Origin of the sequence: Pseudomonas sp. R3-18-08, assembly GCF_003852065.1 — a bacterium.
Taxonomy (GTDB): Bacteria; Pseudomonadota; Gammaproteobacteria; order Pseudomonadales; family Pseudomonadaceae; genus Aquipseudomonas.
This window is the reverse complement of record NZ_CP027729.1, coordinates 5,055,935-5,081,675: the sequence shown is the minus strand read 5'-3', so window position 1 is coordinate 5,081,675 and position 25,741 is coordinate 5,055,935. Positions and strand designations below refer to the sequence as shown.

Annotated in this window: 26 protein-coding genes; 19 read left to right on the top strand and 7 right to left on the bottom strand. The window is 61.6% G+C overall.

All coding sequences use genetic code 11. From position 1 onward, the window contains the following. Positions 1-38: 38 nt before the first annotated feature. Together eat and C4J92_RS23325 are read right to left on the bottom strand one after the other, a co-directional pair. The gene (gene eat / locus C4J92_RS23330; RefSeq protein ID WP_124405391.1) at positions 39-1,472 is read right to left on the bottom strand and encodes an ethanolamine permease; all 1,434 of its coding nucleotides are present in this window, start codon (positions 1,470-1,472) and stop codon (positions 39-41) included. A gap of 207 nt (positions 1,473-1,679) precedes the next feature. Beyond that, complete coding sequence (locus C4J92_RS23325) at positions 1,680-3,200, bottom strand: aldehyde dehydrogenase family protein (protein ID WP_124368494.1); 1,521 nt, start codon at positions 3,198-3,200, stop codon at positions 1,680-1,682. A gap of 271 nt (positions 3,201-3,471) precedes the next feature. Here C4J92_RS23325 and C4J92_RS23320 point away from each other — a divergent pair, with 271 nt between their 5' ends. The 4 genes from C4J92_RS23320 (at position 3,472) to C4J92_RS23305 (ending at position 7,772) form a co-directional block, all read left to right on the top strand. Next, positions 3,472-5,379 (top strand): sigma-54-dependent Fis family transcriptional regulator, encoded by a 1,908-nt coding sequence (locus C4J92_RS23320; RefSeq protein WP_124405390.1) that lies wholly within the window; start codon positions 3,472-3,474, stop codon positions 5,377-5,379. 140 nt (positions 5,380-5,519) lie between these two features. Beyond that, positions 5,520-6,869, top strand: a complete 1,350-nt coding sequence (gene mpl / locus C4J92_RS23315; RefSeq protein ID WP_124405389.1) for a UDP-N-acetylmuramate:L-alanyl-gamma-D-glutamyl-meso-diaminopimelate ligase — start codon at positions 5,520-5,522, stop codon at positions 6,867-6,869. Then, positions 6,866-7,495: a flavin prenyltransferase UbiX gene (gene ubiX / locus C4J92_RS23310; RefSeq protein ID WP_124364568.1), complete on the top strand. Its 630-nt coding sequence runs from the start codon at positions 6,866-6,868 to the stop codon at positions 7,493-7,495. Before mpl ends, ubiX begins: the two co-directional genes overlap by 4 nt. After that, positions 7,488-7,772: a YceK/YidQ family lipoprotein gene (locus tag C4J92_RS23305; protein ID WP_124368490.1), complete on the top strand. Its 285-nt coding sequence runs from the start codon at positions 7,488-7,490 to the stop codon at positions 7,770-7,772. Before ubiX ends, C4J92_RS23305 begins: the two co-directional genes overlap by 8 nt. Before the next feature lie 141 nt (positions 7,773-7,913). Here C4J92_RS23305 and C4J92_RS23300 read toward each other — a convergent pair whose 3' ends face one another. The 3 genes from C4J92_RS23300 to C4J92_RS23290 form a co-directional block, all read right to left on the bottom strand. Further along, positions 7,914-8,555 carry an oxidoreductase gene (locus C4J92_RS23300; RefSeq protein WP_124405388.1) on the bottom strand — a complete coding sequence of 214 codons (642 nt, stop codon included), beginning with the start codon at positions 8,553-8,555 and terminating at the stop codon, positions 7,914-7,916. A 30-nt stretch (positions 8,556-8,585) separates the two neighbouring features. Next, positions 8,586-10,304 (bottom strand): C13 family peptidase, encoded by a 1,719-nt coding sequence (locus tag C4J92_RS23295; RefSeq protein ID WP_124405387.1) that lies wholly within the window; start codon positions 10,302-10,304, stop codon positions 8,586-8,588. A gap of 105 nt (positions 10,305-10,409) precedes the next feature. Beyond that, positions 10,410-10,865: a MaoC family dehydratase gene (locus C4J92_RS23290; protein ID WP_124405386.1), complete on the bottom strand. Its 456-nt coding sequence runs from the start codon at positions 10,863-10,865 to the stop codon at positions 10,410-10,412. Between the two features lie 182 nt (positions 10,866-11,047). Between C4J92_RS23290 and C4J92_RS23285 the strand changes: the two genes are divergently transcribed. From C4J92_RS23285 to C4J92_RS23270, 4 genes are all read left to right on the top strand, one after another. Then, entirely contained in the window at positions 11,048-11,401 is a 354-nt protein-coding gene (locus C4J92_RS23285) for a CidA/LrgA family protein (protein WP_124368487.1), read from the top strand. After that, complete coding sequence (locus C4J92_RS23280) at positions 11,398-12,114, top strand: LrgB family protein (protein ID WP_124368486.1); 717 nt, start codon at positions 11,398-11,400, stop codon at positions 12,112-12,114. The genes C4J92_RS23285 and C4J92_RS23280 overlap by 4 nt, the downstream gene beginning before the upstream one ends. A 21-nt stretch (positions 12,115-12,135) precedes the next feature. Next, a complete protein-coding gene (locus C4J92_RS23275; protein WP_124405385.1) occupies positions 12,136-12,726 on the top strand; it encodes an LON peptidase substrate-binding domain-containing protein in 591 nt (196 codons plus the stop codon). A 101-nt stretch (positions 12,727-12,827) separates the two neighbouring features. Beyond that, a complete protein-coding gene (locus tag C4J92_RS23270; RefSeq protein ID WP_124368484.1) occupies positions 12,828-13,043 on the top strand; it encodes a hypothetical protein in 216 nt (71 codons plus the stop codon). Here the strand turns inward: C4J92_RS23270 and C4J92_RS23265 are convergent. Both C4J92_RS23265 and C4J92_RS23260 read right to left on the bottom strand, forming a co-directional pair. Continuing rightward, entirely contained in the window at positions 13,037-14,353 is a 1,317-nt protein-coding gene (locus C4J92_RS23265; protein ID WP_124405384.1) for a bifunctional DedA family/phosphatase PAP2 family protein, read from the bottom strand. The two genes, C4J92_RS23270 and C4J92_RS23265, sit on opposite strands and share 7 nt — an antisense overlap. 139 nt (positions 14,354-14,492) lie before the next feature. Continuing rightward, on the bottom strand, positions 14,493-15,176 hold the full coding sequence (locus C4J92_RS23260; protein ID WP_124405383.1) for a DNA-3-methyladenine glycosylase: 684 nt from the start codon (positions 15,174-15,176) through the stop codon (positions 14,493-14,495). 175 nt (positions 15,177-15,351) lie between these two features. Here C4J92_RS23260 and C4J92_RS23255 point away from each other — a divergent pair, with 175 nt between their 5' ends. The 11 genes from C4J92_RS23255 (at position 15,352) to lipB (ending at position 25,725) form a co-directional block, all read left to right on the top strand. Then, the gene (locus C4J92_RS23255) at positions 15,352-16,617 is read left to right on the top strand and encodes a glutamate-5-semialdehyde dehydrogenase (protein ID WP_124405382.1); all 1,266 of its coding nucleotides are present in this window, start codon (positions 15,352-15,354) and stop codon (positions 16,615-16,617) included. Continuing rightward, the gene (gene nadD / locus C4J92_RS23250; protein WP_124368480.1) at positions 16,617-17,261 is read left to right on the top strand and encodes a nicotinate-nucleotide adenylyltransferase; all 645 of its coding nucleotides are present in this window, start codon (positions 16,617-16,619) and stop codon (positions 17,259-17,261) included. The genes C4J92_RS23255 and nadD overlap by 1 nt, the downstream gene beginning before the upstream one ends. A 69-nt stretch (positions 17,262-17,330) precedes the next feature. Beyond that, positions 17,331-17,825, top strand: a complete 495-nt coding sequence (rsfS, locus tag C4J92_RS23245; protein ID WP_003176298.1) for a ribosome silencing factor — start codon at positions 17,331-17,333, stop codon at positions 17,823-17,825. A gap of 9 nt (positions 17,826-17,834) precedes the next feature. Further along, on the top strand, positions 17,835-18,302 hold the full coding sequence (rlmH, locus tag C4J92_RS23240; RefSeq protein ID WP_003176297.1) for a 23S rRNA (pseudouridine(1915)-N(3))-methyltransferase RlmH: 468 nt from the start codon (positions 17,835-17,837) through the stop codon (positions 18,300-18,302). Between the two features lie 15 nt (positions 18,303-18,317). Next, entirely contained in the window at positions 18,318-20,216 is a 1,899-nt protein-coding gene (gene mrdA / locus C4J92_RS23235) for a penicillin-binding protein 2 (RefSeq protein ID WP_124405381.1), read from the top strand. Between the two features lie 31 nt (positions 20,217-20,247). Next, positions 20,248-21,351 carry a rod shape-determining protein RodA gene (gene rodA, locus C4J92_RS23230; RefSeq protein WP_065952056.1) on the top strand — a complete coding sequence of 368 codons (1,104 nt, stop codon included), beginning with the start codon at positions 20,248-20,250 and terminating at the stop codon, positions 21,349-21,351. Positions 21,352-21,368: 17 nt separating this feature from the next. Beyond that, positions 21,369-22,379 carry a lytic murein transglycosylase B gene (gene mltB, locus C4J92_RS23225; RefSeq protein ID WP_124364555.1) on the top strand — a complete coding sequence of 337 codons (1,011 nt, stop codon included), beginning with the start codon at positions 21,369-21,371 and terminating at the stop codon, positions 22,377-22,379. After that, positions 22,379-23,383 (top strand): septal ring lytic transglycosylase RlpA family protein, encoded by a 1,005-nt coding sequence (locus C4J92_RS23220; RefSeq protein ID WP_124368477.1) that lies wholly within the window; start codon positions 22,379-22,381, stop codon positions 23,381-23,383. The genes mltB and C4J92_RS23220 overlap by 1 nt, the downstream gene beginning before the upstream one ends. Positions 23,384-23,560: 177 nt before the next feature. After that, positions 23,561-24,718 (top strand): D-alanyl-D-alanine carboxypeptidase family protein, encoded by a 1,158-nt coding sequence (locus C4J92_RS23215; protein WP_124371973.1) that lies wholly within the window; start codon positions 23,561-23,563, stop codon positions 24,716-24,718. 84 nt (positions 24,719-24,802) lie between these two features. Next, the gene (locus C4J92_RS23210; protein ID WP_048724650.1) at positions 24,803-25,078 is read left to right on the top strand and encodes a DUF493 domain-containing protein; all 276 of its coding nucleotides are present in this window, start codon (positions 24,803-24,805) and stop codon (positions 25,076-25,078) included. Continuing rightward, on the top strand, positions 25,078-25,725 hold the full coding sequence (gene lipB, locus C4J92_RS23205; protein ID WP_124368475.1) for a lipoyl(octanoyl) transferase LipB: 648 nt from the start codon (positions 25,078-25,080) through the stop codon (positions 25,723-25,725). The genes C4J92_RS23210 and lipB overlap by 1 nt, the downstream gene beginning before the upstream one ends. Positions 25,726-25,741: the final 16 nt, after the last annotated feature.

Sequence of the window (25,741 nt, the reverse complement as noted above, 5' to 3'; positions counted from 1 at the left end):
CGACGCGGGCAAGGCGCCCGCGTCGAGGTTTACGGCAGTTAGTGCAGGGCGGCCTCTGCGGCCTGGATCGCCGCGAATTCTTCTTCCGGCGTGCCCGCTACCAAGTGATGCCGGCTGTAGAAAGCAAAGTAAGCAATTAATACTCCATAGATGATCGCGGCGCCAATGACCACGCGCGGATCCACCAGAAAGCCCGCCACCACGGCCACGCAGGCCAGTACCAGCGCCACGCCCGAGGTGAAGATGCCGCCCGGCGTGCGGTAGGGGCGTTCCATTTTGGGGCGACGGATGCGCAGGGTGATGTGGGCGGCCATCATCAGCACATAGGAGATGGTGGCGCCGAACACGGCCACCAGAATCAGCAGATCACCCTGGCCGGTCAACGACAGGCCAAAACCGATGATGCCGGGGATCACCAGCGCCAACACCGGCGCCTTGCTCTTGTTGGTCTCGGACAGTTTGCGTGGCAGATAGCCAGCGCGGGACAAGGCAAAGATCTGCCGCGAATAGGCGTAGATGATCGAGAAAAAGCTGGCGATCAAGCCTGCCAGGCCCACCAGGTTGACGAAGCTGCCCATCCAGGTCGAGCCGCCGTAGGACAATGCCAACGCTTCCACCAGTGGGTTGCCGGATTTGATCAAGGCGTAAGTGCCCGCGCCGCCCGGTGCAATCACCAGGATCAACAGGGCAAAGCTGGTCAGCACCACAATCGCGCCGATCAGCCCGCGTGGCAGGTCGCGTTTGGGGTTCTTGGTTTCTTCTGCGGCCAGGGGCACGCCTTCTACCGCGAGGAAAAACCAGATCGCATAGGGGATCGCCGCCCACACGCCGACGTAGCCGAACGGCAGGAAAGGGCTGGCACCCTTGGCTTCGGTCACCGGGATATCCAGCAGGTTGGCGACATTGAAGTGCGGCACCATCGCTACCAGAAACACGCCCAGGGCGATGGCCGCGATGGCGGTGATCACGAACATCAGCTTCAGCGCTTCACCCACCCCAAAGATGTGGATGCCGATAAAGATGATGTAGAACGCTAAATAGATCATCCAGCCGCCAATGCCGAACAGCGACTCGCAATACGCGCCAATAAATACCGCGATGGCGGCGGGCGCGATGGCGTATTCGATCAGGATCGCCGTGCCCGTGAGAAACCCGCCCCAAGGGCCAAATGCGCTGCGGGCAAAGCCGTAGCCGCCGCCTGCGGTAGGAATCATCGAAGACAGTTCGGCAAGTGAAAAGCACATGCACAGGTACATGGTGGCCATCAGCAGTGTGGCGAGGAACATGCCGCCCCAACCGCCTTGGGCCAGGCCGAAGTTCCAGCCGGCGTAATCGCCGGAGATGACGTAGGCGACGCCGAGGCCGACCAGCAGCACCCAGCCGGCGGCGCCTTTTTTGAGTTCGCGTTGTTGAAAGTAATCGGTGCCGACTTTTTCGAAATCGACAGACGATCCAGTGGGTTCGCTAGGCATGGGGAAGTACCTTTCGTTGTTATTGTTTTAACTCGGCCTCTTTGAGCCGAATGCAGTTCGCAAGTACTTGTGAAGTTCTAAGTGTGGGAGAGGGCTTGCTCCCGATGGCGGTGTGTCAGCTACTGAGTTGTTGGCTGATCCACCGCTATCGGGAGCAAGCCCCCTCCCACCTTTGATTGCATTGCAAGGGTGGGAGGGTGTTGTGGGTTAGAAGAAGCCCAACGGGTTAATGTCGTAGCTCACCAGCAAGTTCTTGGTCTGCTGGTAATGGTCCAACATCATCTTGTGCGTCTCACGGCCCACACCGGACTTCTTGTAACCGCCAAACGCGGCATGTGCCGGGTACAGGTGGTAGCAGTTGGTCCACACGCGGCCGGCCTTGATCGCCCGGCCCATGCGGTAGGCGCGGTTGATGTCGCGGGTCCACAGACCGGCGCCCAGGCCGAATTCGGTGTCGTTGGCAATGGCCAGGGCTTCGGCTTCGTCCTTGAAGGTGGTGATGCTTACCACTGGGCCGAAGATTTCTTCCTGGAACACGCGCATTTCGTTGGTGCCCTTGAGCAGGGTCGGCTGGATGTAATAGCCGGTGGCCAGGTCGCCGCTGAGCTTCTCCACCTTGCCGCCGGTGAGCAGCTGCGCCCCTTCGCCCTTGGCGATTTCCAGGTAGGACAGGATCTTGTCGAACTGCTGCTCCGACGCTTGGGCGCCAACCATGGTGTCGGTGTCCAGCGGATCGCCGCGCTTGATCGACTCGACCTTTTTCATCACCACTTTCATGAAGTCTTCATAGATCGACTCTTCCACCAGCGCGCGCGATGGGCAGGTGCACACTTCGCCCTGGTTGAAGAACGCCAGCACCAGGCCTTCGGCGGCCTTTTCGATGAATTGCGGTTCGGCTTTCATGATGTCGGCGAAGAAGATGTTCGGCGACTTGCCACCCAGTTCGACGGTGGACGGAATGATGTTCTCGGCCGCCGCATGCATGATGTGCGAACCCACCGGGGTGGAGCCGGTGAAGGCGATCTTGGCGATGCGCTTGCTGGTGGCCAGGGCTTCGCCGGCTTCTTTACCGAAACCGTGCACCACGTTGAGTACGCCGGGCGGCAGCAGGTCGCCGATCAGCTCCATCAGTACGTTGATGCCCAGCGGCGTCTGCTCGGCGGGCTTGAGCACCACGCAGTTACCGGCGGCCAGGGCCGGGGCGAGCTTCCAGGCGGCCATCAGCAGGGGGAAGTTCCACGGGATGATCTGGCCGACCACGCCCAGCGGCTCATGGAAATGATAGGCGGCGGTGAGTTCGTTGATTTCGGCGCTGCTGCCTTCCTGGGCGCGGATGCAGCCGGCGAAGTAGCGGAAGTGGTCGGCGGCCAGCGGGATGTCGGCGTTGAGGGTTTCGCGCACGGCCTTGCCGTTGTCCCAGGTTTCGGTGACGGCCAGCAGTTCGAGGTTCTGTTCGATACGGTCGGCGATTTTCAGCAAGACCAGCGAGCGGTCCTGGGCCGAAGTCTTGCCCCAGGCGTCAGCGGCGGCGTGGGCGGCGTCCAGGGCGTTGTCGATGTCTTTGGCAGTGGAGCGCGGGAATTCGGCGATGGGCTTGCCGTTGACCGGCGACGTATTGGTGAAGTAATTGCCATCGACCGGGGCAACGAATTCTCCACCGATGTAGTTGCCGTACTTGGCCTTGAACGAAACGATAGCGCCTTCAGTACCGGGGTGTGCATAACGCATGGTGGGCATCTCCTGCTTTTATGTTTATTGGAGTACAGCGCGGCAAGCGCGTGATAAAGCGTAGAGCAAAGGTTGGGCCACTGCGTTGCAGGCCAGGTAAATCAAGGGGTTAATAGTTTTACCGGGCGTTGCTGTCACCTATTCGATACAGGCGCGGTGACAGTGTGTGCCATAAACGATACATCCCGTGACCGGCGGGTCGGGTCGGGATTGCAATGGCTGGGTGCCTGGAGGATGCTGGGCGTTCTCACGCAGGGAGAATAATAAGAACATGCACAACGATCAGTTCAGTCGCCACGCCCGGCAAGTCTTGACCGTCACACGCGGGCATGAATGCTCCCAAGGCCCCGGCAGCGATCCGTCCATTGCCCGCTCCTGGCTGCGCTGCCTGGAGGATTACCACCTTGATCCCGCGCAAACCATCGCCCCTACCGTGCTCGAACAGGGGCGCCTGCTGGAAAGTCGCGAACGCCTGCAGCAGGTGCTGCACATCGCCGGCAACGAGATGAACAGCCTGCATCAACAGCTCTCCGGCGCTGGCCACGCGGTGCTGCTCACCGACGCGCGCGGCGTGATCCTCAACTGCGTCACCGCGCCGTCCGAGCGCAAGATTTTCGAGCGCGCCGGGTTGTGGCTGGGCGCTGATTGGAGTGAGGCCCGCGAGGGCACCAATGGCATCGGGACGTGCCTGGTTGAGCGCCAGTCCGTGACGATTCATCGCGACGAACACTTTCGCGGCCGTCACACGGGGCTGACCTGCTCGGCGAGCCCGGTGTTCGATCCTCACGGTGAACTGCTGGCGGTGCTGGACGTGTCGTCGGCTCGGGAAGCGGTGTCGCGCCAGAGCCAATTCCACACCATGGCGCTGGTCAATCTCTCGGCGAAGATGATCGAGAGTTGCTATTTCCTGCGCCACTTCGAGCACCATTGGCTACTGCGTTTTCACCTGCAGGCAGAGTCCGTGGGCCTGTTCAGTGAAGGGCTGCTGGCGTTCGACGGTGAGGGGCGTATTTGCGCGGCCAACCAGAGCGCGCTCAACCTGCTCGCATGCACGCGTAGCGGTTTGCTGGGGCAGCCGGTGGAGGCATTTTTCGATTGTTCGCTGGATCAACTGCTGAGCCGCGCCAGCGCCAGTGCGACCGCCAGTTGGCCATTGCGTACCCGTGAGGGGCGCAGCCTGTTTGCGGCATTGAGAGGCCAGCCGCGCCGTGTGCCCACGCCGGTTACCCGGCCAGCATCGCCACGGCCATCAGGAATTTGCCTGGGCGACCCGGCGCTGCAGGACGAAATGCGCAAGGCGCTGCGGGTGTTCGAGCGCGATGTGCCACTGCTGATCAACGGTGAAACCGGATGCGGGAAAGAAGCGTTCGCCAAGGCGGTGCACCAGGCCAGCCAGCGTTCCGATAAGGCCTTTGTCGCGCTCAACTGTGCGGCCATCCCGGAAAACCTGATCGAAAGCGAGTTGTTTGGCTATCGCGGTGGCAGTTTCACCGGAGCGCTGAAGGAAGGCATGCGCGGCAAGCTGCAACAAGCCGATGGCGGTACGCTGTTTCTGGATGAAATCGGCGATATGCCCGTGGCGCTGCAAACCCGTTTGTTGAGAGTGCTGGAGGACCGCCTGGTGGTACCTATAGGCGGTGAGCCCCAGGCGGTGAACGTACGAATTATCAGCGCCACCCACCGAAATCTGCTTGAACGTGTGCAGGACGGCAGCTTTCGCGAGGATTTGTATTACCGCTTGAACGGCCTGGAAGTTGCCCTTCCGGCGTTGCGTGAGCGCAGTGACAAGTCGCAACTGCTGGACTTCCTGCTGGCGCAGGAGGCGAGTAAGCAGGCTGTTGGCCTGACGCCTGCAGCGCGTGAAGTGCTGTTGGCGTACGCGTGGCCGGGCAATATCCGACAGCTGCGTACGGTGTTGCGCACGCTGGTCGCGCTGTGCGACACAAGCCTGATCGGGCTTGAGGATTTACCTGCAAACATCCGCCAGGCTCGCGCGCAATCGAGTGAACAGAGCCCTGCACGTTCGCCCCTGGACGACGCCGAGCGGGCGGCTTTGCTGGCAACGCTGGAGCAGCAACGCTGGCACATGAGCCATACGGCGCAGCAGTTAGGGGTGAGCCGTAATACGCTTTACCGAAAGTTGCGAAAGTATGAAATTTCACGCAGTTTGGTCGTTTAGCCGTGAAAAATGCAGTTCACCTCAAGCCCATGGGTGGCTCCACTGGCCTGCCTACTGCCAGCGCACTTGGCAGAGTGACCTAAAGAGTGCCATTTCCTACTCCCTGCGCTAACCTGCCTCGATGATTTACGAGGTCAACTATGCACATTCATATTCTGGGTATCTGCGGCACGTTCATGGGCTCGATGGCGGTACTTGCCAAAGAGCTGGGCCATCACGTTACCGGCTCCGATGCCAATGTTTATCCGCCCATGAGCACTCAGCTACAAGCTCAGGGCATTGAGCTGACTCAAGGCTACGACCCGGCGCAGTTCGACCCGGTCCCCGATCTGGTGGTGATCGGCAACGCCATGTCCCGCGGTAACCCTGCGGTCGAGTATGTGCTTAATAAAGGCTTGCCGTATGTCTCCGGCCCCCAGTGGCTGGCCGACCATGTGCTGCAAGGGCGCTGGGTGCTCGCGGTTGCCGGCACCCACGGCAAAACCACCACCAGCAGTATGTTGGCCTGGGTGCTGGAGCATGCGGGCATGAGCCCGGGTTTCCTGATTGGCGGTGTGCCGCAGAACTTCTCGGTGTCGGCGCGCCTGGGGGAGACGCCGTTCTTCGTGATCGAGGCCGACGAGTACGACAGCGCGTTCTTCGACAAGCGTTCCAAGTTCGTCCACTACCGTCCGCGCACGGCGATCCTGAACAACCTTGAATTCGATCATGCCGACATCTTCCCGGATCTGCCGGCCATCGAGCGGCAGTTCCACCACCTGGTGCGTACCATTCCAAGTGAAGGGCTGGTGATTCACCCGACCACCGAACCGGCGTTGCAGCGCGTGATCGAGATGGGCTGCTGGACTCCGGTGCAAACCACCGGCGCGGGCGGGCAGTGGCAGGTCAGATTGCTCAGTGACGACGGTTCCAGGTTTGAAGTGCTGTTCGAAGGCCAAGCCCAAGGCACGGTCGAGTGGGACATGACCGGCCAGCATAACGTCGCCAACGCCTTGGTCACCCTGGCCGCTGCGCGGCATGTGGGGGTGGTGCCTTCCATGGGTATCGCGGCATTGAACGCATTCAAGAGCGTGAAGCGGCGCATGGAAAAGGTCGCCGATGTGAATGGGATTACCATCTACGATGACTTTGCCCACCACCCCACGGCGATTGCTACGACGTTGGACGGCCTGCGCAAACGCGTCGGTGATGCGCAGATCATTGCCGTCGTCGAGCCGCGCTCCAACTCCATGAAGCTGGGGGCGCACCGTGATGGCCTGCCGGAAAGCGTCAATGACGCCGACCAGGCGGTCTGGTATGCACCGGCCAACCTGGGCTGGGACCTGCCGGCGATCGCCGCGCGGTGCAGTGTGCCTTCGACCGTCTGTGACTCGTTGGAGGGCATCATCGAGCACGTCAAGTACCTGGCCAAGCCAGGCACCCATGTGGTGATCATGAGCAACGGCGGCTTCGGCGGCCTGCACGGCAAGCTGGCCGAGGCGCTCAAGTGAGCGGCCCGGAACGCGTCACCCTGGCGATGACCGGCGCCTCCGGTGCGCCTTACGGCCTGCGTTTGCTTGATTGCCTGGTGCGTGAAGACCGTGAGGTGCATTTCCTGATCTCCAAGGCGGCGCAGTTGGTGATGGCGACTGAAACCGATGTCGCATTACCGGCCAAGGTGCAGATGATGCAGGCGTTCCTCACCGAATACACCGGCGCGGCGGCGGGGCAGATCAAGGTCTATGGCAAAGAGGACTGGATGTCGCCGGTCGCTTCCGGCTCCGGTGCGCCGGCGGCGATGGTGGTGGTGCCCTGTTCCACCGGCACGCTGTCGGCGATTGCCACGGGCGCCTGTAATAATTTGATCGAGCGCGCGGCGGACGTGACCTTGAAGGAACGCCGGCAGTTGATCCTGGTGCCGCGTGAAGCGCCCTATTCGAGCATCCATCTGGAGCACATGCTCAAGTTGTCGAACATGGGCGTTACCATATTGCCCGCATCGCCCGGCTTCTATCATCAGCCGCAGACCATCGACGACCTGGTGGACTTTGTGGTGGCGCGCATTCTCAATCTGCTGAATATTCCCCAGGACATGCTGCCACGCTGGGGCGAGCATCACTTGAGCGGCGATGAATAAGGCGCTGCTGGTCGTGCTGGCGCTGCTATTGGCGGGCTGCGCCACCGCTCGCACGCTGGATGCCGCCCAACCTGGCGCGCCGGTGGTGTATGCCGGCACGCGGTTGGACCTGTATGCGATCAATGGAGGCTGTTGTGCCAAGGACAGATTTGGCGCTGAGGCGCCGAGTTATCCGCATATCGACCTGCCGGCCAGTGCGCTGCTCGACACCCTGTTGTTGCCACTGTCGGCGTTGACGGTGTTGGGTGTGGGCTTCAACGCCACGGGCGGGCTATAACGCAAACCTCAACAACACCAAAAAACCCATGTGGGAGGGGGCTTGCCCCCGATTGCGGTAGCACAGTCAACTCATCAGTGACTGATATACCGTAATCGGGGGCAAGCCCCCTCCCACATTGGGTTCAGTGTTTGCCTTTAGTTATTTACCGAGCTTGCGCAGCTCATCCGACTCCACCACACGCACCCCGTCCTGCTCTTCCAGCGCCAGGCGCCACATGGCGCGGGCCAGTTCGCAGACTTCAATGCCGTGGTACTTGCCCGGAATCAGGCGTGACAGCGGCCCGGCCAGTTGTTCGGCCAGGCGCGGCTCGAGTCTTTCGCCCAACAACAACGATGGCCGCACGATCGTCAGTTGCGGCCAATCCTGTGCTCTCAACGCCTGCTCCATTTCCCCTTTGACCCGGTTGTAGAACACCGAGGATTTCGGGTCGGCGCCAATCGCACTGATCACGATCAGGTGCCGCGCGCCCATTTCCCGTGCGCGCTTGGCGAAGGTCACCACCAGATCCAGGTCGACCGCACGGAACGCCGCTTCCGAACCTGCTTTCTTGATCGTGGTGCCCAGGCAGCAGAAAGCGATATCCACTTGGCCGCCCAGCTGTGGCAGGACCACTGCCGGGTCGCCCACCGGGTTTTCCAGGCGCGGATGTTCAGCCAGTGGTTTGCGGCTGGGTGCCAGTACGCGGGTCACGGTAGGTTCGTTGAGCAGGCGGTCCAGCAAGTGTTCGCCGGTGAGGCCAGAGGCGCCGGCCAGCAGGATATGCTGCGGTGTCAGGTACATGGTGTTTCCCCCCTTGTTACACGTTACAGCTTAGTTGCCTTTGGCTTCCTTGCTATTCATTGAGACGCTTTCGAGCGCCTTTCGTGCCTGCTGTTTGCGTAATAATTGCCAATGGGCGATCACGCCCTTGGGGGCCCAGATCTGCGGTTCGGAGGCTTCGAAATTGTCCGCCTGTTCGCGTTCGGCCACGTGCAGTTGTGCCAGTTTGAACGCCTGTTGCAAATCGTCCGTTTGGCTGAAAGCTTGTGCGAAAAGGGCATCACCAAAGTAGGTGAAGTCTGCTTCTTCTGAACAACCGAACGACACGCGATCCGCGCGCGAGGCGGTCATGATCAGCGTGCGTTCATCCTTCAATGTCGGGATGAATCCGCCGGAGTAACAGGCGGAAATCACGATGATCTTGTCACGGTTTTTCAGCGGCGCGAGCACGGCGGCCAGCTCGTCGGCCGGCAGGTCGGCCAGCTCCATGCGCGGCTGGTCCAGCACCAATTCGTGTTCATGAGTGCCGTGGCTGGTCATATAGATGAACACCAGGTCTTCCGGCCCGCTGCGTTCGGCCAGGGTTTGCACGGCACGGCGCAGATTTTCGCGGGTGGCCATGGGGCGGTCGGCGATATGGTCGCGGTGGTTGACCAGGCGAATCTGCCCATGTGCACCGAAGCGGGTGGCGAGCATATTGCTGACGTAATCGGCTTCGCGCAGGAATACGCTTTGCTTGCCGTCACCAGCCACTGCCAGGGTGTACAGCTCGACGGCAGGCGTAGACGCAGGCACGGCGGCGAGGGCGTCAGCCAGCAAGCGGCCCTGGGCCAGTACGCCGATTTCCAGTGGGTCGGGCAACAGCTTGCCCTCGGCATCGCGCACGCGCATGCCGTTGACCCAGGTGCCGGCCTGAACCGTGCCATCGGTGAGCACCAGCGTGCCGCGGCCCTGGTAGCTGTCGCTGTCGAAGCCGCCGATGTAGAAGCTGCCATCGGTAAGGTTCAGGCGACCTTCGCCGCTGAAGCGCCAATCGATGAACTGGCCGACGTAGTGGCTGCCATCGACGCCGATCAATTCGCCCTTGCCGCTGAGCGCGCCTTCCTTGAACTGGCCGATCCACACGTCGCCGTCGGCATTTTCATAGCGACCCTTGCCGTTGAGCTGGTTCTGTTTGAACTGGCCGACGTAGATATCGCCATCCGCGCTGTTGAAGGTGCCGTTGCCTTCCAACTGACCATCGACGAAGTGGCCGCTGAACTGATTGCCGCTGTCGTCGTTGCGCTGGCCTTCGCCATTGGGCTTGCCGTGAGCGAATTGGCCCTGGTATTGGCTGCCGTCGGCCAGCTCCAGGCGTCCGAGGCCGGAGTACTGGTCGTCCTTGAATTCGCCGCGGTAGGTCATCTGCCCCTCTTTGAGGGTGCCTTCGCCGTTGCGTCGACCGTTCTTGAAGCCGCCGACGTAGCTGCTGCCCGCTGTGGTCAGGCGGCCCTGGCCGTCAAACAGGCCCTGCTTGAATTGGCCTTGGTAGACTTCGCCGTTACTGCCATGCCATTCGCCCTGACCATGCCACTGGCCCTTATCGAACTCGCCGGCGTACCAACTGCCGTTGGGGTAGTCGACACGGCCCTGGCCTTGCAGCAAGCCGTTGACCACATCACCACGGTAGCGGCCGCCATCGGGCAGGCGCGCGTCGGGCGGCAACAGCGATTCGCCGTCTCCGCACGCGGTGAGCAACAGGGCAAGGGCAAGGGGAGCGAGTGGGCGCATAGCGGGATCCGGATAATTGAGCGCCGAGTATGCCGCAGCCGAGAGGTTCATACATAAATTTACATACACTGTGGCAAGGTTTGTTGCCTCACCACAGGCAGCGTCCTACACGAAGCAGAGTGACAGCGACTCGGCGATGTAAGCCGGTTTCTCCTGGCCTTCGATTTCCAGGGTGGCGGTGGCCTTGAACAGCCATTGGCCGGGTTTTTTCTCGTGGACATCGGTGAGCGTGACGTTCAGGCGCACCTTGGAGTCGACCTTTACCGGCTGGATAAAGCGCACGCTGTCGAGGCCGTAATTGACCGCCATCTTCAGGCCTTCGGGCATGATCAGGATGTCTTCCATCAGCTTGGGCATCAGCGACAGCGACAGGAACCCATGGGCAATGGTGCTGCCGAACGGGGTTTGTGCCGCCTTGACCGGGTCGACGTGGATGAATTGATGATCGCCGGTGGCCTCTGCGAACAGGTTGATGCGCGCCTGGTCGATGGTGAGCCACTCGGAACGTCCGAGCTCCTTGCCGACATAGTCTTTGAGCTGCGCTACGGGTACCTGGGGCATTGCGTCTCTCCTGGTTTCATCATTTTTATCCCCCGCTGATGAGGGGGTTTTTTATGGGATACAGAGAACCAATGTAGATCATCATGGGCAATCGGCCCGGTCAACGACATGCTTTTGGCGAATGCCGGAGCATAGGGCGGGCGTGCTTATAATGCGCGCGGGCTTTAAGGGGGAGAAAGCGGATGCTGTTACGTGGCCTGACCTGGCTGGTGTTGTTTCAACTGATCGGCACAGCGATCAATCATCTGCTGTTGCCGGTATTGCCGGGACCGATCATCGGCCTGCTGCTGATGCTTGGCTTTCTGATCTGGCGCGGCGAAGTCAGCGAGCCGCTGAGCCTGGCGGCCGGCAGCCTGCTGCGGTATCTGCCGTTGCTGCTGGTGCCGCCGGCCGTGGGCGTGATGGTGTATGCCAAGGACATCGTTGCAGACTTCTGGGCCATCGTCGGCGCGCTGGTGCTGTCGCTGGTCATCGCCATGGGCGTCGTCGGCGTGCTGATGCAACAGATGGTCAAGCGCAAGGAGAAGGGCCAATGATGTTCGATTGGCAGGGCGCCTGGACGGCCGTCATTCATCACCCGCTGTTCGGGATCGGCATCACCCTGGGTGCTTATCAACTGGTACTGGCGGCTTTCGAGAAAACCCGCTGGATCTTCCTGCAGCCGGTGCTGGTCTCCATGTTGCTGGTGATTGGTGTGTTGCTCACTTGCGGCCTGAGCTACGTCGAATACCGCGAAAGCACCGAGATCATGGGCATTCTGCTGGGGCCGGCGACGGTAGCCCTGGCGGTGCCGCTGTATCTGAACCTGCGAAGGATTCGCCAATTGTTCTGGCCGATTTTTACTACGCTGGTGATAGGTGGGGTGTTGGCCACCGGCCTGTGCGTGGTGTTGGGCTGGTGGTTCGGCGCTGAACACAGAGTGCTGATGACCATGGCGCCCAAGTCGGTGACGTCGCCGATTGCCATGCTGGTGGCCGAGCAGATCGGTGGCGTGGCGGCATTGGCCGCGGTGTTCGTGTTGATCACCGGGGTGGTCGGCGCGATGATCGGCCCGGCGCTCCTGTCGCGCCTGGGCGTACACAGCCCCGAAGCACGCGGCATGGCCCTGGGCATGACGGCCCATGCCGTCGGCACCTCGGTGGCCCTGCAGGAAAGTGAAGAATGCGGCGCCTTCGCGGCGCTGGCGATGAGTCTGATGGGCGTGGCCACGGCGGTATTCCTGCCGCTGGCCGTGTCGGTGATCGTTTGAACCGGGTTTAAGGAAACCTTTATGAGTCTGGCGCTGTTTCCGCTCAACACTGTGCTGTTCCCTGGCTGCACCCTCGATTTGCAACTGTTCGAGGCGCGCTACCTGGACATGATCAGCCGCTGCATGAAAAAGGGCGAAAGCTTCGGCGTGGTGTGCATCCTTGACGGCAAGGAAGTCGGCCTGGCCCCGGACGGCTATGCGCTGATCGGCTGTGAGGCGCTGATTCGCGACTTCAAGCAACAGGACAACGGCCTGCTGGGCATTCGTGTCGAAGGCGGGCGGCGTTTCCGCGTATATGACGTTGAGGTGCACAAGGACCAGTTGCTGGTGGCCGAGGTGCAATGGTTGGAAGAGCTGCCGGAGCAGCCGCTGGAAGAAGAGGATGCCGACCTGCTGGCGCTGCTGCAGGCATTGGCGGAGCACCCGATGGTCGCTTCGCTGGATATGGACGCTCGTGCCGAGGGCCAGCAGGCCCTGGCTAATCAGCTGGCGTATCTGCTGCCGTTCACCGAGGCCGACAAGCTCGACCTGCTGCAACTCGACGATCCGCAGCAGCGGCTGGATGCGATCCAGATGCTGCTGGATGAGTTGCAAGGTGAATTATTCACCTAAGATTCGGATTTCCCTGACGTGGTTTTCAGACTTTGTTTCGCTGCTTCCAGCAGCGTGGCTTGCACTATTTTCCGATCACACCCTAATGATCGGAGATGACCATGATTCGGCTGACACCCTCGGAACAAGAAGCCTGGGACGCGTACCTTGTCAGCGTGACCACGCAATTACTCCAGCAGGATGCCACGCGGGGCCCGGAATACATCGCCGAACGCGCCGCTGAAATCGCTGATGAAATGCTGCTGGAGCGACGCGAGCGTTGCGTTGAGCGCCGCTCGGCATCGGTGGAGTGGATCGGCCCGGCCAAGGATCAGTAAGCGTACCTGAGCAAAGCATGGGACGTGCCGGTAAAAGCAATAAACCCGAGCACGGCCACCACGGCGGGCAACACCAGCCACCAGGCTTTTTGCGTCATTGGCGGCAAGGGGCTGCGGTATTGGCTGAGGGTGAGGCTGAATGCGCATACGGTCATTGCCAACAGCGTGCCGGCCAGGATGTCCGAGGGCCAATGAGCACCGAGGTACACCCGCGACACTGCAATGAACGCGGCGGGTATGCAGCCCAGTAGCAGCCAGGTCAGGCGTAACCGCGTGGGTTGGCCCCGGCCGGCCAGTACCGCCAGGGCCAGGAAGAACGCAAACGCGCCGGAGGCATGGCCGCTGGGCATGCTGAAGCTGGTGAGCGGGTCGGTGAGGATTTCCGGGCGGCCACGGGCGAAGAAGAGCTTGGTGCCGGTGTTGATCACGGCGGCTCCCGCCAGTGTGACGCCAACGAATAGGGCATGACGCCACTGTCGCGCCAGTAACAGCAGGCCGGTGAACACCGCGCTGGCCACGAACATTTTCTTGAACTCACCCAGCTGGGTGATCCGTACCATCACTTCGTCAAGCCACGGGCTGCGATGTTCCTGCACAAGGGCGCTCAGGCCCTGGTCGAAATGGTTGAGGTGCGGGTAGCCGATGAACAGCGCGACCAGCAAGGTCAGGCTGGCGCAACCAATCCACAGGGTCGCGCGACGATGACCGCGCAGGCTGCTGTTCAAGCTCAGCCCCAGCAACACCGCCAGGCAGGCCGCGACAATGGCCGCTTCCGGCCAGAAACCTTCCGGCAATGGCAGGCGGAACGCAGCGCCAGCGGCCCAGCCCGGCAGCAGATAAGCCACCGACCAACCCGCTGCCGCGATAACGCTCACGACCGCGAAGCGCGGGAACGGCATGTCGCACATGCCGGCCACCATCGGCAGCATGGGGCGCAGCGGGCCGATGAAGCGCCCGACCAGCAGGCTGGCAATGCCGTACTTATGGAAGTAGGTTTCAGCGCTATTCATCCATTCGGGGTGCTGACGAAGGCCGGGCAGGCGTCGGATGTTCTGGTGGAAATGCCGGCCCAGGTAGTAGGAAACCCCATCGCCCAATAAGCCGCCGAGGAATCCCAGCAGCAGGGTTTCGCTCAACGACAGCGCGCCGCTGCCGGCCAGTGCGGCAATCGCGAACAGCAGCACCGTACCCGGCACGATCAGTCCGGCGATGGCCAGGCATTCCACGCACGCAACGATAAACACCGCCGCCGCCAGCCATTGTGGGTTCAGGGTCAGCCAGCCGGTAATGCTATCGAGCCAATGGCCCATACACTCCACTCCATACATAATCTGAAACGCTGATGATCAAACTGTGGGAGGGGGGCTTGCTCCCGATGGCGGTGGGTCAGTGTCAGATGGTTTGACTGACACACCGCTATCGGGAGCAAGCCCCCTCCCATATGGAGCATCAAATCAAAAAATAATCGCGGCCTTCGACCTGTCCCCGCCGCAGCGGGTTCCGTGTGCAATAAGGCGCATAGCCAGCATCGACGAAACGGTACATCAAATGTTCATCGCGCCCACTGGGGATGCCCAGTCGTGTGGTCTGGATGATCTGCGTGGGCACCTGGCCTACGTCTTCCACATACAACAGTTCCTGATCGAAGCGCTTGGCATCCCACATCGGCACCTTCAGGCCCAGCGCCTTGCACAGCAGCGTCTGGCCTGCACAGAGTTTCTGCGCGGCGCGCGGGCTGCCGTCGGGGTTCGGGTTGTTCAACAGCATTTGCGCCAGGCTCGCCGGGCCGGAAATTTCATCGACCCAGGGATACGCCGATTTGATCAGCACGGCATTGCCCGGGCCATGGGCGCTGAAATTCAGCGAATCACCGCCACGGGCGTAGTACATGTAGATATGCCCGCCATCCAGAAACAAAGCCTTACGCTTTTCTGTGTAGCCGAGTGAGGCGTGGCTGCCTTTTTCGGCCACGTAATAGGCTTCGGTTTCAATAATTCGGGCTGAAAGCCAAATTCCGCCGACACGATGACGGATGACTTTTCCGAGCAGTTCTTGCGCGAGCAACTGTGCATCGCGGTCGAAGAAGCTGTCGGGGAGGGCGCTGGCAGGGAGTTCGGGCGTCATTCTGGACATAGCGTTCAAGGTAATTACGGCTAAATGTGACGGAATCATAACAACTCCCACCTTAATTACCGCTGAACCCCAGGTTTTTACAGTTCATTTCGACCATCCGCCCCTCACCGCTGTCAGTCGGGCGGCGTCACAGCTATAATCTGCCGCTTTCCTCTTTGCCAAGACTACCTGACCCATGACTGAGTCCGTTCTTGACTACATGACCCGCCTGGGTCGCGCTGCCCGTCAGGCCTCGCGGTTGATCGCCCGTGCGAGCACTGCGCAGAAGAATCGCGCGTTGTTGGCCGCCGCCGACGCTCTGGATGCTTCGCGCCCAGCGCTCACCGCCGCCAACGAACAGGACCTGGCCAACGGCCGCGCCAATGGCCTGGAACCGGCCCTGCTGGATCGCCTGGCGCTGACCCCGGCGCGTATCGACGACATGATCGAAGGCTTGCGTCAGGTAGCCAAGCTGCCTGACCCCATCGGTGAAATCCGCGATATGCGTTACCTGCCGTCCGGCATCCAGGTCGGCAAGATGCGCGTGCCCCTGGGCGTGATCGGCATCATCTATGAGTCGCGGCCGAACGTGACCATCGACGCCGCGAGCCTGTGCCTCAAGTCGGGCAATGCCACCATCCTGCGCGGCGGTTCCGAGGCCATCAACTCCAACCGTGCCATCGCTGCCTGCATTCAGCAGGGCCTGGCCGTGGCCGAGTTGCCCGCCGAGGTGGTGCAAGTGGTGGAAACCACCGACCGCGCGGCGGTTGGCGCGTTGATTACCATGCCGGAATTCGTCGACGTGATCGTGCCGCGCGGTGGCAAGAGCCTGATCGAGCGCGTCAGCCGCGACGCCAAGGTGCCGGTGATCAAGCACCTGGACGGCGTGTGCCACGTCTACATCGACATCGCCGCCGACCTCGACAAGGCGATCCGCATCGCCGACAACGCCAAGACCCACCGCTACGCGCCGTGCAACACCATGGAAACCCTGTTGGTGCACGCCGGCATCGCCGAGCGCGTGCTGCCGCCGCTGGCCGCCATTTATCGCGACAAGGGCGTGGAACTGCGTGGTTGCGAGCGTACCCGCGCGTTGCTGGGCGCGGATGTGATCGAGGCGATCGAGCAGGACTGGTACACCGAGTACACGGCGCCGATCCTGTCGATCCGCATTGTCGACGACCTGGACCAGGCCATCGAGCACATCAATAAATACGGTTCCAAGCACACCGACGCCATTGTCTCCGAGCATTTCAGCGATGCCCGGCGTTTCCTCAATGAAGTGGACTCCGCTTCGGTGATGGTCAACGCCTCGACGCGCTTTGCCGATGGCTTCGAGTACGGCCTGGGGGCGGAAATCGGCATCTCCACCGACAAGCTCCATGCCCGTGGCCCGGTTGGCCTGGAAGGCCTGACCAGCGAAAAGTACGTGGTGTTCGGCGACGGTCACGTGCGCACTTGATGGCTAAACGCATCGGGCTGCTCGGCGGTACTTTCGACCCCGTGCACATCGGCCATTTACGCAGTGCCCTGGAAGTCGCGGATGCCCTGGCGCTGGATGAATTGCGCCTGATGCCCAATTTCCGGCCGCCCCATCGCGATACGCCGCAGGTGTCAGCGCAACAGCGCCTGGAAATGGTGCGCGTTGCTGTGGAGGGTATATCGCCGCTGGTGGTGGACGATCGCGAGCTCAAGCGCGATAAACCGTCCTACACTGTCGACACCCTGGAACTGATGCGCGCCGAGTTGGCCGCCGATGACCAGTTGTTTCTGCTTTTGGGCTGGGACGCATTTTGCGGCCTGCCCTCTTGGCACCGCTGGGAGGAACTCCTCCAGCATTGCCACATCCTGGTTCTGCAACGCCCGGATGCCGACAGCGAACCGCCGGATGCCTTGCGCAACCTGCTGGCTGCGCGGTCGGTAAGTGACCCCTTGGCCCTGACCGGGCCGAACGGGAATATTGCATTCGTCTGGCAGACCCCGCTTGCGGTGTCCGCCACCCAGATCCGTCAACTGCTGGCCAGCGGTAAGTCGGTACGTTTCCTGGTGCCTGACGCGGTCCTGGCCTACATCGATGCGCACGGGCTTTACCGTGCGTCGAACTGAAAAGGCGCGCTTGTCGCTACGCACCGTCGTGCAGCGAGCGCCCGAACATACGAGCAAAACGAGTTTTATATGACGAACAAAGACGTAAGCAAAGTTAAGCGCAAAGGCACCTTCAAGAGCGCGCCGCTGCCGGTAGAAGCCCACGTTGGCCCGGAACTGGCTGGCGAAGAACTGGTAAAAGTTGCCGTGGCTGCCCTGGAAGACGTGAAAGCCCAGGACATCCAGGTGCTCGACGTGCGCGACAAGCAGAGCATCACCGACTTCATGATCATCGCCACCGGTACCTCCAACCGCCAGATCGGCGCGATGCTGGACAAGGTTCGCGAAGCGGTCAAAGCCCAGGGCGTGAAGCCACTGGGTGAAGAAGGCAAGGGCGACAGCGATTGGGTGCTGCTGGACATGGACGACGTGATCGTTCACATGATGACCTCCAACGCGCGCCAGTTCTATGACTTGGAGCGTCTGTGGAAAGGCGCCGAGCAGAGCCGTGCCGCCGATGGCAAGCACCACAGCCCGGAAGTGGGCCACGCGCACTTCGACAAGCTCAACAAAGACCAGGAATAAGGAACGGCTGTGCGCCTGCGTCTGATCGCTGTCGGTTCACGCATGCCCAAGTGGGTGGAAGAGGGCTGGCACGAGTACGCCAAGCGTCTGCCTGCCGAGCTGTCGCTGGAGCTGGTGGAAATACCGCTCAATACCCGGGGCAAGAATGCCGACGTGGCGCGCTTTATCCGTCAGGAAGGCGAAGCCATGTTGGCCAAGGTCGGGCCCAACGAGCGCATCGTTACGCTCGAAGTGCACGGCAAGCCCTGGAGCACCGAGCAGTTGGCGGTGGAGCTGGACCGCTGGCGCCTGGATTCGCGCACCGTCAACTTCATGGTCGGCGGCCCCGAAGGGCTGGCGCCGGAAGTCTGTGCGCGGGCCGATCAGCGCTGGTCGCTGTCGGCGCTCACGCTGCCGCACCCGTTGGTAAGGATTCTGATCGGTGAACAGCTGTATCGCGCCTGGACAGTTCTGTCCGGGCATCCTTATCACAAATAATCTGCGCCATTCCCGATGACCCAGCCGATCCGCATCAAGGACCACGAGAAAGACGCACGTCTGGTACGTGCGCGCGTGGTATTTGGCGCGATCATGGTGGTGGCGCTGATCGGGGTGCTGATCGCGCGCCTGTATTACCTGCAGGTCATCCAGTACGAATATCACTCCACCTTGTCGGAAAACAATCGGGTGCATGTGCAGCCGATCCCGCCGACCCGTGGGCTGATTTTCGACCGCAATGGCGTGGTAGTGGCGGATAACCGGCCCAGCTTCAGCCTGAGCATGACCCGCGAGCGTTCCGGCGACTGGCAACAGGTGCTCGATGTGATCGTCGAGGTGCTGCAGCTGACGCCGGAAGACCGAGTCATCTTCGAGAAGCGCATGAAGCAGGGGCGCCGGCCTTTCGAGCCGGTGCCGATTCTGTTCGAGCTGAACGAAGAGCAGATCGCACGGATCGCGGTGAACCAGTTCCGCTTGCCGGGCGTGGAGGTGGTGGCGCAGTTGGTGCGGCATTACCCGCAGGGGCCGCACTTTGCGCACTCGGTCGGCTATATGGGGCGAATCAACGAGAAAGAGCTGAAAACCCTCGATCCGGTCAATTACAGCGGCACCCATCACATTGGCAAAACCGGCATCGAGCGTTTCTACGAGCCCGAGCTGCACGGCCAGGTGGGTTACGAAGAGGTCGAGACCAACGCTCGCGGCCGCGTGTTGCGCGTGCTCAAGCGCACTGATCCGTTGCCGGGCAAAGACATCGTGCTGAGCCTGGACATCAAGCTGCAGGAAGCCGCCGAAATGGCGCTGGGCGGTCGTCGTGGTGCGGTGGTGGCGCTGGACCCGAAGACCGGCGAAGTGCTGGCTATGGTCAGCCAGCCGAGTTTCGACCCCAACCTGTTCGTGACCGGCATCAGCTTCAGGGCCTATGCCGAGCTGCGCGATTCCATCGACCGGCCGCTGTTCAACCGCGTGTTGCGCGGCCTGTACCCGCCGGGTTCGACCATCAAGCCGGCGGTGGCGATTGCCGGCCTGGATTCGGGTGTGGTCACGGCGTCGAGTCGGGTCTATGACCCCGGCTACTACATGCTGCCCAACTACGATCACAAATACCGTAACTGGAACCGCACCGGTGACGGCTATGTCGACCTGGATACCGCGATCATGCGCTCCAACGACACCTATTTTTATGACCTGGCCCACAAGTTGGGTATCGATCGCCTGTCGGCCTACATGGGCAAGTTCGGCCTCGGTCAGAAAGTCTCCCTGGACATGTTCGAAGAGTCCCCAGGCCTGATGCCGTCGCGGGAGTGGAAGCGGGCGACGCGGCGCCAGGCGTGGTTCCCCGGCGAAACCCTGATCCTCGGCATTGGCCAGGGTTATATGCAGGCCACCCCGCTGCAACTGGCCCAGGCGACGGCGCTGGTGGCGAACAAGGGCATCTGGAACCGTCCGCACCTGGCCAGGACCATCGAGGGCGAGAAACCGCAGGATGAGAATCCGATCCCCGACATCGTGCTGCGCGACCCTTCCGACTGGAACAAGGTCAATCACGGTATGCAGCAGGTCATGCACGGCGCCCGTGGTACCGCACGCAAGGCGGCGATCGGTGCGCAGTACCGCATCGCCGGCAAGAGTGGTACCGCCCAGGTGGTCGCGATCAAGCAGGGTGAAAAGTACGACCGCTCCAAGGTTCAGGAACGCCACCGCGACCACGCCTTGTTTGTTGGTTTTGCCCCAGCAGATGACCCGAAAATCGTGGTGGCGGTGATGGTGGAGAACGGTGAATCCGGCTCCGGCGTCGCGGCCCCGGTGGTGCGTCAAGTGATGGACGCCTGGCTGCTGACCGCCGACGGCAAGCTCAAGCCCGAATATGGCGGCCCCCCTTCAAGCCCCGAGGTTACGGCCCGTGAAGAGTAATTTTGACCGCATCCTCTCCAGTGAGGATGTGATGCGTCGCCGTGCGACGTTGCTGCAACGCATGCACATCGATGGCCCGCTGCTGGTGCTGCTGCTGATCTTGGCGGCCGGCAGCCTGTTCGTGCTGTATTCGGCCAGCGGCAAGAACTGGGACCTGCTGATCAAGCAAGCGTCTTCGTTCGGCCTGGGCCTGTTGTCGATGGTGGTGATCGCCCAGCTCGAGCCGCGCTTCATGGCGCGCTGGGTGCCCCTCGGTTATGTCGCCGGGGTTTTGCTGCTGGTGGTGGTGGACGTGATGGGTCACAACGCCATGGGCGCGACCCGCTGGATCAACATCCCTGGGGTGATTCGCTTCCAGCCGTCGGAATTCATGAAGATCCTCATGCCGGCCACCATCGCTTGGTACCTGTCCAAGCGCACGTTGCCGCCACAGCTTAAGCACGTGGGGATCAGCCTGGTGCTGATCGGCGTGCCTTTCATTCTTATCGTGCGCCAGCCGGACCTCGGCACCTCGTTGCTGATCCTGGCGGGCGGCGCGTTCGTGCTGTTCATGGGTGGCTTGCGCTGGCGCTGGATTCTCAGCGTGCTGGCCGCCGCCGTGCCCGTGGCCGTGGCCATGTGGTTCTTCTTTATGCACGACTACCAGAAGCAACGGATCCTGACGTTCCTCGACCCGGAGAGCGACCCGCTGGGTACCGGCTGGAACATCATCCAGTCTAAGGCAGCGATCGGTTCCGGCGGCGTGTTCGGCAAGGGCTGGTTGCTGGGTACCCAATCGCACCTGGACTTTTTGCCTGAAAGCCACACCGACTTCATTATTGCGGTGATGGGCGAAGAGTTCGGCCTGGTTGGCATTTGCGCGCTGCTGCTGATCTATTTGCTGCTGATCGGGCGCGGGCTGGTGATTACCGCGCAGGCGCAGACGCTGTTCGGCAAGTTGCTGGCCGGCAGCCTGACCATGACTTTTTTTGTTTATGTTTTCGTCAACATCGGTATGGTCAGTGGCCTGCTGCCGGTGGTAGGTGTGCCGTTGCCATTCATTAGCTACGGCGGAACTTCGCTGGTGACATTGCTGTCAGCGTTTGGGGTTTTGATGTCGATTCATACGCATCGCAAATGGATCGCACAGGTTTGAATAAGGTGAAGATGTCAATGCAAGTAATGCGCGGCTGGGCAACTCGGCATGCGTCCTGGATGGGCCTGATTGGGCTGCTGGGCGCAACGCAGGAGGTGCAGGCCGGTGACTACGATGGCTCACCTCAGGTCGCCGAATTCGTCGGTGAGATGACCCGCGACTACGGTTTCGCCGGTGAACAACTGATGGGCGTGTTTCGCGAGGCCCAGAAAAAGCAGGCGATCCTCGACGCCATCTCGCGCCCCGCCGAACGCGTGAAGCAGTGGAAGGAATATCGCCCGATGTTCCTCACCGACGCCCGCGTGGCCAGGGGCGTGGACTTCTGGCGCCAGCATGAGGCGGTATTGGCCCGCGCCGAGCAGGAATACGGCGTGCCGGCCCAGGTCATCGTCGCGATCATCGGTATTGAAACCTTCTACGGGCGCAATACCGGCAGTTACCGGGTGATCGACGCGTTGTCGACCCTGGGCTTCGATTACCCGCCCCGCGCCGAGTTCTTCCGCAAGGAGCTGCGCGAATTCCTGCTGCTGGCCCGCGAAGAACAGGTCGACCCGATGACGCTCAAGGGCTCGTACGCCGGGGCGATGGGCTTGCCGCAGTTCATGCCGAGCAGCTTTCGCGCCTACGCCGTGGACTTTGACGGCGACGGGCATATCAATATCTGGAGCAACCCCGACGATGCCATCGGTAGCGTGGCCAGCTATTTCAAGCGTCACGGCTGGGTCGGCGGTGAGCCGGTGGTCGTCCGCGCCGATGTGACGGGCGAGCGTGCCGACGAAGGCCTGACCCAGGGTATCGACCCGGTGAAGACCGTCGGGGAGTTGCGAGCGCTGGGCTGGTCGAGTCAGAATGCGCCACGCGATGACATGCCGGTGACGGCGTTCCGCCTTGAAGGTGAAAACGGCCCGGAATACTGGATGGGCCTGAAGAATTTCTACGCAATCACGCGTTATAACCGCAGTGTGATGTACGCCATGGCCGTGCATCAGCTGTCAGACGAGCTGGTTCAAGCACGGGGCAACAAGTAATGCGGGTATCGCCGTTCAAAAAACCGCTCAAGCTGGTGGCGCTCGCCGCATTGTCCCTGCTGATCGCCAGTTGCTCCACGACGCCGAACCGAGCGCCGGCCAAGAAGGCCGGTGGTGCTGTGGTTCGCGCCCAGCCGGGCCTGGACATCAACCGTGCGCACAAAGACGGTGCGCCGTGGTGGGATGTGGATGTGTCGAAGATCCCCGATGCCACGCCCACCTTGCACTCCGGCCCCTACAAGGCCAACCCGTATACCGTGCTGGGCAAGAATTACTTCCCGCTGCAGGACTCCAAGACCTACGTGCAGTCCGGCACGGCGTCCTGGTACGGCACCAAGTTCCATGGCCAGAACACCGCCAACGGCGAAGTGTATGACCTGTACGGCATGAGCGCGGCCCACAAGACCCTGCCGCTGCCCAGCTACGTGCGCGTGACCAACCTGGACAACAACCGCACGGTGATCCTGCGGGTCAATGACCGTGGGCCGTTCTATTCGGACCGGATCATCGACTTGTCCTACGCCGCCGCAAAGAAACTCGGTTACGCCGAAATCGGTACCGCACGGGTCAAGGTCGAAGGCATCGACCCGGCGCAGTACTGGGCCCAGCGTGGCAAGCCGGCGCCGTTGATGCTCAACGAACCGCAAACCCCGCAACCACAAGTGACCGCATCGACCGGCAAGATCGAACAATGGACGCCGCCGCCCGCGCAGCATGCGCCGGATACGGTCGTCGTACCCCGTGCCGCGCCCGGTGCCTCCACCGTGGGTGGGCAGTACCTGCAGGTGGGCGCTTTCGCCAACCCGGATGCGGCAGAACTGTTAAGGTCCAAGCTCAGCGGCATGGTCAGCGCGCCAGTGTTCATCAGCTCCATCGTGCGTAACCAGCAAACCCTGCACCGTGTGCGCATGGGGCCGATCGGCTCGCCGAGCGAGGTGGCGCAAGTGCAGAACAGCGTACGCCTGGCGAACCTGGGGCAACCCAGCGTAGTGACCGCAGAATAAGGCAATAAAGGACTGCAGGTTCAGGCGCATGCCTGGGCCCTGGTTGTTGGCTCGTTGAACAATAAAACCCAGGGGCAAGGGGTGAGCGGGCAACCGAACACGTGACAGTCTGGAAGCGGGCTGTCTGAATAGTTTTGCCCGCGAGGGCAAGTTTCCATAAGCAATTTCGAGAGACGGATGAACATCACCACCTTAGCCAAACGTACGTGCCTGCTTATCTCGCTGATCATTACCCCGGCCGCCTGGGCGGTTGAGATGGTGCCGGCTTCCCCGCAACTGGCCGCCAAGTCCTGGGTCCTCATGGATGCCGCCAGTGGCAACGTGCTGGTCGAAAACGGCGGTGACGTGCGCCTGCCGCCAGCCAGCCTGACCAAGCTGATGACCGCCTACATCGCGACCCTGGAAATCCGTCGCGGCCAGATCGGCGAAAACGACCCGGTGACCGTCAGCGAAAACGCCTGGCGTACCGGTGGTTCGCGGATGTTCATCAAGGTCGGCTCGCAAGTCACCGTCAGCGACCTGCTGCACGGCATCATCATCCAGTCCGGTAACGACGCCAGCGTCGCCTTGGCCGAGCACATCGCCGGCAGCGAAGACGCGTTCGCCGACATGATGAACAAGACGGCCGGCGACCTGGGCATGACCAACAGCCACTTCATGAACCCGACCGGCCTGCCGAATCCAGAGCATTATTCGTCGGCTCACGATATGGCGATCCTGGCCCGTGCGATCATCCGTGTTGACCCGGTGCACTACGCCATCTACTCCCAGAAAGAGTTCTTCTGGAACAACATCAAGCAGCCTAACCGCAACCTGTTGCTGTGGCGCGACAAGACCGTCGATGGCCTGAAAACCGGCCACACCGACGAAGCCGGCTACTGCATGGTGTCGTCCGCCGTACGTGATGGCCAGCGCCTGATCGCCGTGGTATTCGGCACCAACAGCGAGCAGGCCCGTGCGGCCGAGACGCAAAAGCTGCTGACTTACGGCTTCCGCTTCTTCGAAACCCAGACCTTCTACCAGAAGGGTACGGAGCTGGCGACCGCGCCGGTATGGAAGGGCGCAACCTCCCAGGTCAAGGCCGGCCTGGCTGATGACCTGACCCTGACCATGCCTAAAGGCCAGCTGAAAAAGCTCGCTGCCAGCATGACCATGAACCCGCAATTGGTTGCCCCAATCGCCAAGGGCGACGTGATCGGTAAAGTCGAAGTCAAACTGGACGACAAGGTGGTGCACAGCGCCGACCTGATCGCACTGGATGCCGTCGACGAAGGTGGTATCTTCCGCCGCGTGTGGGATAGCATCCGTCTATTCTTCTACGGCTTGTTCAACTGATTGTGTGCACCTGCAAAGCCCCGCGTTGATCCGACGCGGGGCTTTGCCGTCGCCACGGCTTACCGCTTACGAGGCCGTTACGCCATGACCGATACCGAAGTAAAGGCGCCAAAGATCGAATTCCCGGTGGTGGACTACCCCATCAAGATAATCAGCGATACCGGCGTAGGCCGCAAAGACTTGATCCTCGAGATTGTGCGCAAGCACGCGACGATCAATGATCAGCGTGTGGACGAGCGATCCAGCTCCACAGGCAAATACACCACGATCCAATTGCACATCGTTGCAATCGGTCAAGACCAGCTCTACGACATCAATAGCGAACTGCGGGCCACCGGCTTCGTGCACATGGTGTTGTGATGCCACAGGTCCTGGGCTTTCGCGAGCTTGGCCGGATGGCCTACGAGCCGGTCTGGCACGCCATGCAACGCTTCACCAATGAGCGCGGCAGCTCGGCAGCGGATGAAATCTGGCTGGTCGAACACCCACCGGTGTTCACCCAGGGCCAGGCCGGCAAGGCTGAGCACCTGCTGCTTCCGGGGGATATTCCGGTGGTGCAGGTCGACCGAGGGGGTCAAGTGACTTACCATGGGCCTGGCCAACTGGTCGCTTATCTGTTGCTGGATGTGCGCAAGCTGGGGTTTGGCGTGCGTGACCTGGTAAGCCGCATGGAAGCTTGCCTGATCGAGCTGTTGGCCAGTTACGGCGTGACCGCTGCGGCCAAGCCTGATGCACCGGGTGTGTATGTGGATGGCGCGAAAATCGCTTCCCTGGGTTTGCGCATTCGTCACGGGTGTTCCTTTCATGGCCTGGCCCTGAATGTGGACATGGACCTGGCCCCGTTCCGGCGCATCAACCCGTGCGGCTACGCGGGGCTTGCGATGACCCAGTTGAGCGACCATGCAACACCCATAGAATTTGCCGAGGTAAGTGCCCGGCTGCGCGCGCAGCTCGTCAAACACCTCGACTATGCTGAGCAGACGACCCTGACGGGCGGAATCGATTGATATGACTACTGATGTT

What these genes read in the sequence shown, in the direction of transcription:
- eat (WP_124405391.1), bottom strand. Translation starts at nt 1,472, where the DNA reads ATGCCTAGCGAACCCACTGGATCGTCTGTCGATTTCGAAAAAGTCGGC.
- C4J92_RS23325 (WP_124368494.1), bottom strand. Translation starts at nt 3,200, where the DNA reads ATGCGTTATGCACACCCCGGTACTGAAGGCGCTATCGTTTCGTTCAAG.
- C4J92_RS23320 (WP_124405390.1), top strand. Translation starts at nt 3,472, where the DNA reads ATGCACAACGATCAGTTCAGTCGCCACGCCCGGCAAGTCTTGACCGTC.
- mpl (WP_124405389.1), top strand. Translation starts at nt 5,520, where the DNA reads ATGCACATTCATATTCTGGGTATCTGCGGCACGTTCATGGGCTCGATG.
- C4J92_RS23305 (WP_124368490.1), top strand. Translation starts at nt 7,488, where the DNA reads ATGAATAAGGCGCTGCTGGTCGTGCTGGCGCTGCTATTGGCGGGCTGC.
- C4J92_RS23300 (WP_124405388.1), bottom strand. Translation starts at nt 8,555, where the DNA reads ATGTACCTGACACCGCAGCATATCCTGCTGGCCGGCGCCTCTGGCCTC.
- C4J92_RS23295 (WP_124405387.1), bottom strand. Translation starts at nt 10,304, where the DNA reads ATGCGCCCACTCGCTCCCCTTGCCCTTGCCCTGTTGCTCACCGCGTGC.
- C4J92_RS23290 (WP_124405386.1), bottom strand. Translation starts at nt 10,865, where the DNA reads ATGCCCCAGGTACCCGTAGCGCAGCTCAAAGACTATGTCGGCAAGGAG.
- C4J92_RS23285 (WP_124368487.1), top strand. Translation starts at nt 11,048, where the DNA reads ATGCTGTTACGTGGCCTGACCTGGCTGGTGTTGTTTCAACTGATCGGC.
- C4J92_RS23280 (WP_124368486.1), top strand. Translation starts at nt 11,398, where the DNA reads ATGATGTTCGATTGGCAGGGCGCCTGGACGGCCGTCATTCATCACCCG.
- C4J92_RS23275 (WP_124405385.1), top strand. Translation starts at nt 12,136, where the DNA reads ATGAGTCTGGCGCTGTTTCCGCTCAACACTGTGCTGTTCCCTGGCTGC.
- C4J92_RS23270 (WP_124368484.1), top strand. Translation starts at nt 12,828, where the DNA reads ATGATTCGGCTGACACCCTCGGAACAAGAAGCCTGGGACGCGTACCTT.
- C4J92_RS23265 (WP_124405384.1), bottom strand. Translation starts at nt 14,353, where the DNA reads ATGGGCCATTGGCTCGATAGCATTACCGGCTGGCTGACCCTGAACCCA.
- C4J92_RS23260 (WP_124405383.1), bottom strand. Translation starts at nt 15,176, where the DNA reads ATGTCCAGAATGACGCCCGAACTCCCTGCCAGCGCCCTCCCCGACAGC.
- C4J92_RS23255 (WP_124405382.1), top strand. Translation starts at nt 15,352, where the DNA reads ATGACTGAGTCCGTTCTTGACTACATGACCCGCCTGGGTCGCGCTGCC.
- nadD (WP_124368480.1), top strand. Translation starts at nt 16,617, where the DNA reads ATGGCTAAACGCATCGGGCTGCTCGGCGGTACTTTCGACCCCGTGCAC.
- rsfS (WP_003176298.1), top strand. Translation starts at nt 17,331, where the DNA reads ATGACGAACAAAGACGTAAGCAAAGTTAAGCGCAAAGGCACCTTCAAG.
- mrdA (WP_124405381.1), top strand. Translation starts at nt 18,318, where the DNA reads ATGACCCAGCCGATCCGCATCAAGGACCACGAGAAAGACGCACGTCTG.
- rodA (WP_065952056.1), top strand. Translation starts at nt 20,248, where the DNA reads ATGCGTCGCCGTGCGACGTTGCTGCAACGCATGCACATCGATGGCCCG.
- mltB (WP_124364555.1), top strand. Translation starts at nt 21,369, where the DNA reads ATGCAAGTAATGCGCGGCTGGGCAACTCGGCATGCGTCCTGGATGGGC.
- C4J92_RS23220 (WP_124368477.1), top strand. Translation starts at nt 22,379, where the DNA reads ATGCGGGTATCGCCGTTCAAAAAACCGCTCAAGCTGGTGGCGCTCGCC.
- C4J92_RS23215 (WP_124371973.1), top strand. Translation starts at nt 23,561, where the DNA reads ATGAACATCACCACCTTAGCCAAACGTACGTGCCTGCTTATCTCGCTG.
- C4J92_RS23210 (WP_048724650.1), top strand. Translation starts at nt 24,803, where the DNA reads ATGACCGATACCGAAGTAAAGGCGCCAAAGATCGAATTCCCGGTGGTG.
- lipB (WP_124368475.1), top strand. Translation starts at nt 25,078, where the DNA reads ATGCCACAGGTCCTGGGCTTTCGCGAGCTTGGCCGGATGGCCTACGAG.